We start from the raw sequence: 5,842 nt of genomic DNA, 5'->3' as shown, positions 1-5,842 counted from the left end.
GTGCACAGGGACGGATAGAGTCTGCCAGCAGGTCCGGCAAGTGACGCAGGGCAAAGTCCGTGAGGCTTTGGGCCGGCCCGTCGAGCGCCACCCGGGCGGGAATCAGCACGTCCTCAGGGTTTAACCCCAGGCCCGGGAACCTTGCGTCAAGCAAGGTACGCAGGCGCTGGGTCACGTGTTCGCGCAGAGGCGGCAGGCCATGCAGGTAATCACGCTCATCCAGCGTGCTCAGGCGATATTGCTCCACCAGTTCGGCATGCCGTACTTGCTCTTGAGGCGGCGCCATGCCCAGCCAGACTGGTAACGATTGCTGATGGATCATGGCCTGGGCAATCGCCGCAGCGCGGTCCAGGTTGCACGGCCACGTTCGCCGCATTTCATGATCCATGAAGTCCTGCGAACGCACGGGGCTCATGGGCGCGGCACGCCAGTAGTCGATTGCGTCGAGCCGGTTGTCGAGTTCACTGCGTTGGCGGTTATCCAGGAAATGCTCGTCGATACGTTGCAGCGGCCCCAGGTGGAAGGCTTGATGGGGCGCGCGCCGCGTCAGCGGCAGGTTGGCCAGCAGCGCCAGGCGCTTGTCGGGGGCGGTCAGCCGCTGTTGCAGTGCTTCACGCAAAGTGAGCACCGACGCGAACGGTTCATGCCCGCGCTGCGGCGTCCACAGCACGGCATGGCCGGAGTGGTTGGGGTCGATGCCGCCACGCTCCGTCAACACGAAACAGTTGGCCAGGGCCACGGGGAGCGCTTCATCTCCTGCGGTGAGTGTCAGGCCGTAGGCGTCCGGCAGAAAACCGAGCAGTCCATGGCGCTGCACCCGCGGCATGCTGTCGGGTCGCAGCACCGTGTCGAGAATGGCCTGGTGAGGCGCAGGCAAGGTTTTGTTCAACCGGCGCAACTCGGCTTCACTGCGCAACCCGAGCATCAGCGCGCTGACCAATGGGTCGCGATGATTGTTCAGAAAACGGCGCGGCAACGCGCGCACGTCATGGTTGACGAAGAGCGGCAGGGCATTGTCGATGAGGGTGTTGAAGGTGCTGCTGCTCAGGGCGAACCAGCGCGTGGCGATACCGTCATGACGCTGGCCGTAAAAACCGCTGTGTGGCGAATCATTGATGGGCGTCCCGACACCCGCCAGGCGCGCGATGAAGTGATCGATCAGGCTTGATGAGCGTACGGGCTCGCGATCTTCGCGTGGCTCAGCGTCGGTTGTGTAGGTGTTGATGTACACATCATCGGCGTCGAGGCTCAGTGCGCGCTTGTGCATCTCAGCGTTCAGTGCGCGACAAGCCAGGCTGCGCAAAGTGGGCTGAGCGCGTTGCTGCTCCATCAGAACCGCCTGTGCTGCGCGCAACGGTTGCAACAGCTGTTTGGCGCGTTCGGCCTGGACCGTCGATGGCTGCCCGTTGTCACTGTTCACCGGGTGCAGGCTCCAGCGTCCCTGGGCATCGAGGCTGAGCAAACGGCTGTCGAGCATAGAGCGAATATCCAGCGAGCAGTCGAGCAGGGCGGCCAGGTCCACCGCGCCCTCGCTGCGCCGATACAGGCCCAGGGCGTGCTCCATATTGGCCAATTGCTTGGCGATGATGTCCTCGACCATGCCCATGAACACATTGCCGGTCACTGGCGACCCGCTGATATGCACGTCTTCCATGGCGAGGTACAGGCTGCGCTCATCCAGGGACAGGTAGTTCAACAGTTCATCCTCATGCCCGGCGGCCTTGAGCATGCTCAGCAGGGTGTCGTTGAGGTCATCCGGGCCCTTGAGTACCTGCAGCCCGCGGGTTTGGGTGTAGAGGTAGGCCCGTTCGTTGTCCTTGAACACCACGGTCGCGGCCAGTTCCACGTAGTGCTGGTAGGGGGTGAAGAGGCGCACTTTGTCGATCTGCAACGGCGTGCGCCGGGTACTGCTGGCGGGCGGGTCGCGGAGAAAAGCGGCCTGCAATCGACGACTTTCTTCGGCGGACACGATGCCGTTCTGCTGTTTGATCAGCACGTCAGCGCGAAATGTATCGCGCATGACTTGGGCGAACAGCTCATGGCGTGATTGGCCCGCTTGCGTGTCTTCGTTCCACCAGGTTTGCAGCAAACTGCCCAGCAATTTGGAGAGCACCCCGGCCGTTTGCTCCACCAGGCTGTCCCAGCGCTGCTGGTCTTCGGCCTGCTCGGCGACGGTCAAGGTTTGGGCGGTACGTTTGGGGTGGGTGTAGGTGCGCGTCTGTCCCGTTGGCCAGGCTTGCTTGAGGTAAAACTGCAGCAGCACGTCACTCAGCGATGCCGAATCTGTCCAGCGGGGAGTCGTGCTGCTGTGGTTCTGCGGGGACGCGATGAAACTGTTGACCCGCGTGTCGCGCTGGTCAAGGTGGGGGAAATAGGAGCGCGCCATGATCGCCAGCAGCGTGTCGAGCATCCAGCCCAAGGTCGGCGTGGTGCGCAATGCGGCGAGCATGGCGTGCACATTGTGCTGCTGGGCGGCGGTGATGGCGTGCTCCTGAGCTTCGAACACCGCGCCAGGAATTGTCGCGGCGGTCAGTGTGAAAGGGCTGTCGAGAGCAAGGGTTTTGCGTTGATCTATTGATAAAAAACTAATTAAATCATTATTTTGATGGTTATTTTTAAGGTTGTTTGTAACGGTTTCCCAAGCCTCGGCCCGGCTTTTGAAGACCTCGATGCCGCCATCGGGCGTATAAAGCAACGCCTTCTGTTCATCGGGGCTTGGGCTCATCAGAAACACTCCGGCGAGTGGTAGGGGCAGTTTGCCCGTCATCTCCAGCGTCAGTGTCTCGACCCGCATGGGGGCCTCGCGCGATATCGCGTCTTGGCGCGCTTGATCCGTGGCGTAATACAGCGTGTGCAGCCACTCCAGGTCCTTGACGGTCAAACCCAGTGCGCGCTCTCTGGGCGTCGGTTCTTTTCTGCGGATCGGGCGTAAAAACTCTTGAAAAAAATACGGCGGGGTTACGCGTGCCATCCTCTGCTCTCCGTCACGGTCATGTGTGTGGCGACTGTGGTGGTGGCAGGGTAAGCGCGCAGTGGCAACGTTCGACGGTAGATAACTGACGCAAAAGCGCCTTTGGCGGCAAACGCCGATTGACAGCGCAGGCCGGGCGCGTTGTTTAATCACGGGCCAGGTTTCTCGTCTTGTCGCGCCTTCCAATCATAAAATCGGAGCTTCAGATGTCTACGCCGTCCAAGCTAGTTGAAGGTTCTCGTGTCTCCATCGGTTTCAGTGAACTGGTGGCGTTGCTGCATCAGGTCTTCGTGCGGCACGGCACCTCGCCCGAAGTGGCTGCGATCCTCGCCCGCAATTGCGCCAGCGCCGAGCGTGATGGCGCACACAGTCATGGCGTTTTCCGTATTCCCGGCTACCTCAGCACCCTTGCCAGCGGCTGGGTGAATGGCCGCGCCGTGCCGCAGGTCACGGACGTGGCCTCAGGCTTTGTGCGGGTAGACGCTTGCAACGGTTTTGCCCAGCCAGCGCTGGAGGCTGCCAGAGGGTTGCTGGTAGAAAAAGCGCGCAGCGCGGGGATTGCCTTGCTCGCGATCCACAATTCTCATCACTTCGCTGCCTTGTGGCCGGATGTCGAACCTTTCGCCGAACAGGGGTTGGTGGCGTTGAGCGTGGTCAACAGCATGACCTGTGTGGTGCCCCACGGCGCTGATCGTCCGCTGTTTGGCACCAACCCCATCGCCTTTGCCGCGCCGCGCGCCGACGGCCTGCCGATTGTCTTTGACCTGGCCACCAGCGCCATCGCCCACGGCGACGTGCAGATTGCCGCGCGCAAGGGCGAACGCCTGCCGCCGGGCATGGGCGTCGACAGCCTGGGGCAGCCGACCCAAGACCCCAAGGCGATCCTCGAAGGCGGCGCGCTGTTGCCGTTCGGCGGGCACAAAGGCTCGGCGCTGTCGATGATGGTGGAGTTGCTGGCCGCAGCCTTGACCGGGGGCAATTTCTCGTTTGAGTTCAACTGGGCTGACCATCCCGGCGCGCGTACGCCGTGGACGGGCCAGTTGCTGATCGTGATCGACCCGAGCAAGACTGCCGGGCAAAGCTTCGCTGAGCGCAGCCAGGAGCTGGTGCGGCAGATGCATGCGGCCGGGTTGCGGCGTTTACCGGGGGATCGACGTCATCGCACACGGGCGAAGTCGGAACAGGAAGGGATTGTGATCGAGGTGCAGGAGTTGGAGCAATTGCAGGCACTGGCCAGCGTTTAAAAGGGGCTGCGCACGCGGCGCAGCCCCAAGGTATCAGTTACGACGGCCCAACAGCAGGCCTACAACAAGGCCGAAACCGGCGGAAATCGCCACGGTCTGCCATGGGTGGCCACCGATGTAGGTTTCGGTGGCGTCCACCACCGGCTTGCTGCGCTCGCGCACGTTGGACACCGAGTCCAGCGCTTGCTTGAGCTTGATGGCGACCTGCTCACGCAGGGTTTCACCTTCCTCGCCCACCAGTGAAGCGCTGCTTTTCAGCAGTTTGTCCGACTCTTCGATCAACGCCGTCAGCTCACTGAACGCTTGATCCTTGATTTGCTCTTCGACGGCTTGGGCGGCAGATTTGCGGGCCATTGGGTGACTCCTTGCAGGTGAATGTGACAGTGAACAATGGAGTATCGGGCGGCGGCAAAAGTTGCAGTTTTTTTGCGGCACGACGATTCGGGGCAAAAACCGAATCAGGAAATTGCGACCTACCGTGTAAGATGTCACCTATTTGTGCAGCAGGTAATTCAACATGAGCTTCAATCTCGCCAACAAGACCCTCGCCGAACGCGCCGAGCTGGAAGATGAAAAGTCGCGTCTCTACGACCTGTGGCAATCCAACCTGGGCAAGGCCAAGGGCGAAGCGGCGCGGTTGTTCGGCGAGCGTGCCAAACGTAAAGGCAAGTGGGCCGAATGGGTCCGCGCCGAGCTCGACGGTATGTCGCCGCCGGAGTTTTCCAACATGGTGCGCAGCGAAGTCAACAAGCTCATGGCTGCGGCGAAATAAAACTCGCCACAATCGCCTCGCGCACCTTCAATAGCATCGGGTCCAACTGTGCCTGGGTGCGCCAGCCCAATTCCACCGGGTAACGTGGCAGCGCCAACGGGCAGGGCAACACACGCAGGCCCGTCATTCGGGCGATGGCCTCGGCGGCATGCCCGGGAATCGTCGCCACCGCTTCACTGCCTTTAAGCAGGAACGGCAGCCCGGCAAAATGGCGGGTGGATGCACACACCTGGCGGCTCAGCCCTTGCGCCGCCAACCCTTCATCGGTAATCCCGATAAACCCGCCTGACGACACCAGCACATGTTCGCGCGTGACGAATTCATGCAGGCTGAGGCTGTGTGTGTCCGGGGCGAGGCTGTCGGGGTCGATCAGGCAGCGGTAATCACCTTCTCCCAGCACCTGACGGCTCAACCGCCGCTCGGCAAACCCGCCGGCGGTGATCGCCAGGTCCAGGTTGCGGTCGAGCAGGGCGCCCGCCACGATCTGGCTGTGGGTCTGGCGGAAGATCAGCCGCAGTTTCGGCATTCGCAGCGCCAGCGCGTCCATCAGTTGGCGGCCGTAGGCAATTTCGAAGTCATCCGACAGCCCCAGCACCACCGAGCGGCCCTGATAATCCGGGTTTTGCGGGTTGACCATGGCCAGGCTCTGGCGGCAGCGCTTTGTCGCTGGCTGAGCTTGGGCGTGTGGGCGCTTGTAGGTCTTTGCGCAGTGCTGGGAGGTGTGGGGTGTTTTCTGGAAGGGGTGTATATCCGTTATCTGGGTTATGGCTTCGATTGGTTCCGCTCTTACAGCGGCTCACTTTTGGTGGAGCCGGAATGCCGGCCCAGTCAAAAGTAAGCAAAACGCTCTTGCCC

General features: G+C 61.8%; 3 protein-coding genes and 2 pseudogenes. 2 read left to right on the top strand and 3 right to left on the bottom strand.

Features of this window, described 5'->3' with window-relative positions; all coding sequences use genetic code 11:
* A pseudogene (locus WBB95_RS20465) lies at positions 1-2,971 on the bottom strand (hypothetical protein); the annotation flags it as partial.
* A gap of 206 nt (positions 2,972-3,177) precedes the next feature.
* Between WBB95_RS20465 and WBB95_RS20460 the strand changes: the two are divergent.
* On the top strand, positions 3,178-4,215 hold the full coding sequence (locus WBB95_RS20460) for an Ldh family oxidoreductase (RefSeq protein ID WP_424489233.1): 1,038 nt from the start codon (positions 3,178-3,180) through the stop codon (positions 4,213-4,215).
* A gap of 33 nt (positions 4,216-4,248) precedes the next feature.
* Here WBB95_RS20460 and WBB95_RS20455 read toward each other — a convergent pair whose 3' ends face one another.
* The gene (locus tag WBB95_RS20455) at positions 4,249-4,569 is read right to left on the bottom strand and encodes a DUF883 family protein (RefSeq protein ID WP_010172915.1); all 321 of its coding nucleotides are present in this window, start codon (positions 4,567-4,569) and stop codon (positions 4,249-4,251) included.
* A 163-nt stretch (positions 4,570-4,732) separates the two neighbouring features.
* Here WBB95_RS20455 and WBB95_RS20450 point away from each other — a divergent pair, with 163 nt between their 5' ends.
* Complete coding sequence (locus WBB95_RS20450; RefSeq protein ID WP_017848398.1) at positions 4,733-4,987, top strand: hypothetical protein; 255 nt, start codon at positions 4,733-4,735, stop codon at positions 4,985-4,987.
* On the opposite strand, the pseudogene WBB95_RS20445 reads toward WBB95_RS20450, so the two are convergent.
* A pseudogene (locus WBB95_RS20445) lies at positions 4,968-5,654 on the bottom strand (LysR substrate-binding domain-containing protein); the annotation flags it as partial. The gene WBB95_RS20450 and the pseudogene WBB95_RS20445 overlap by 20 nt on opposite strands.
* Positions 5,655-5,842 lie beyond the last annotated feature (188 nt).

The organism is Pseudomonas sp., from assembly GCF_049645325.1.
Taxonomy (GTDB): Bacteria; Pseudomonadota; Gammaproteobacteria; order Pseudomonadales; family Pseudomonadaceae; genus Aquipseudomonas.
The sequence above is the reverse complement of the archived record's forward strand: the minus strand, read 5'-3'. Positions and strand labels throughout refer to the sequence as shown.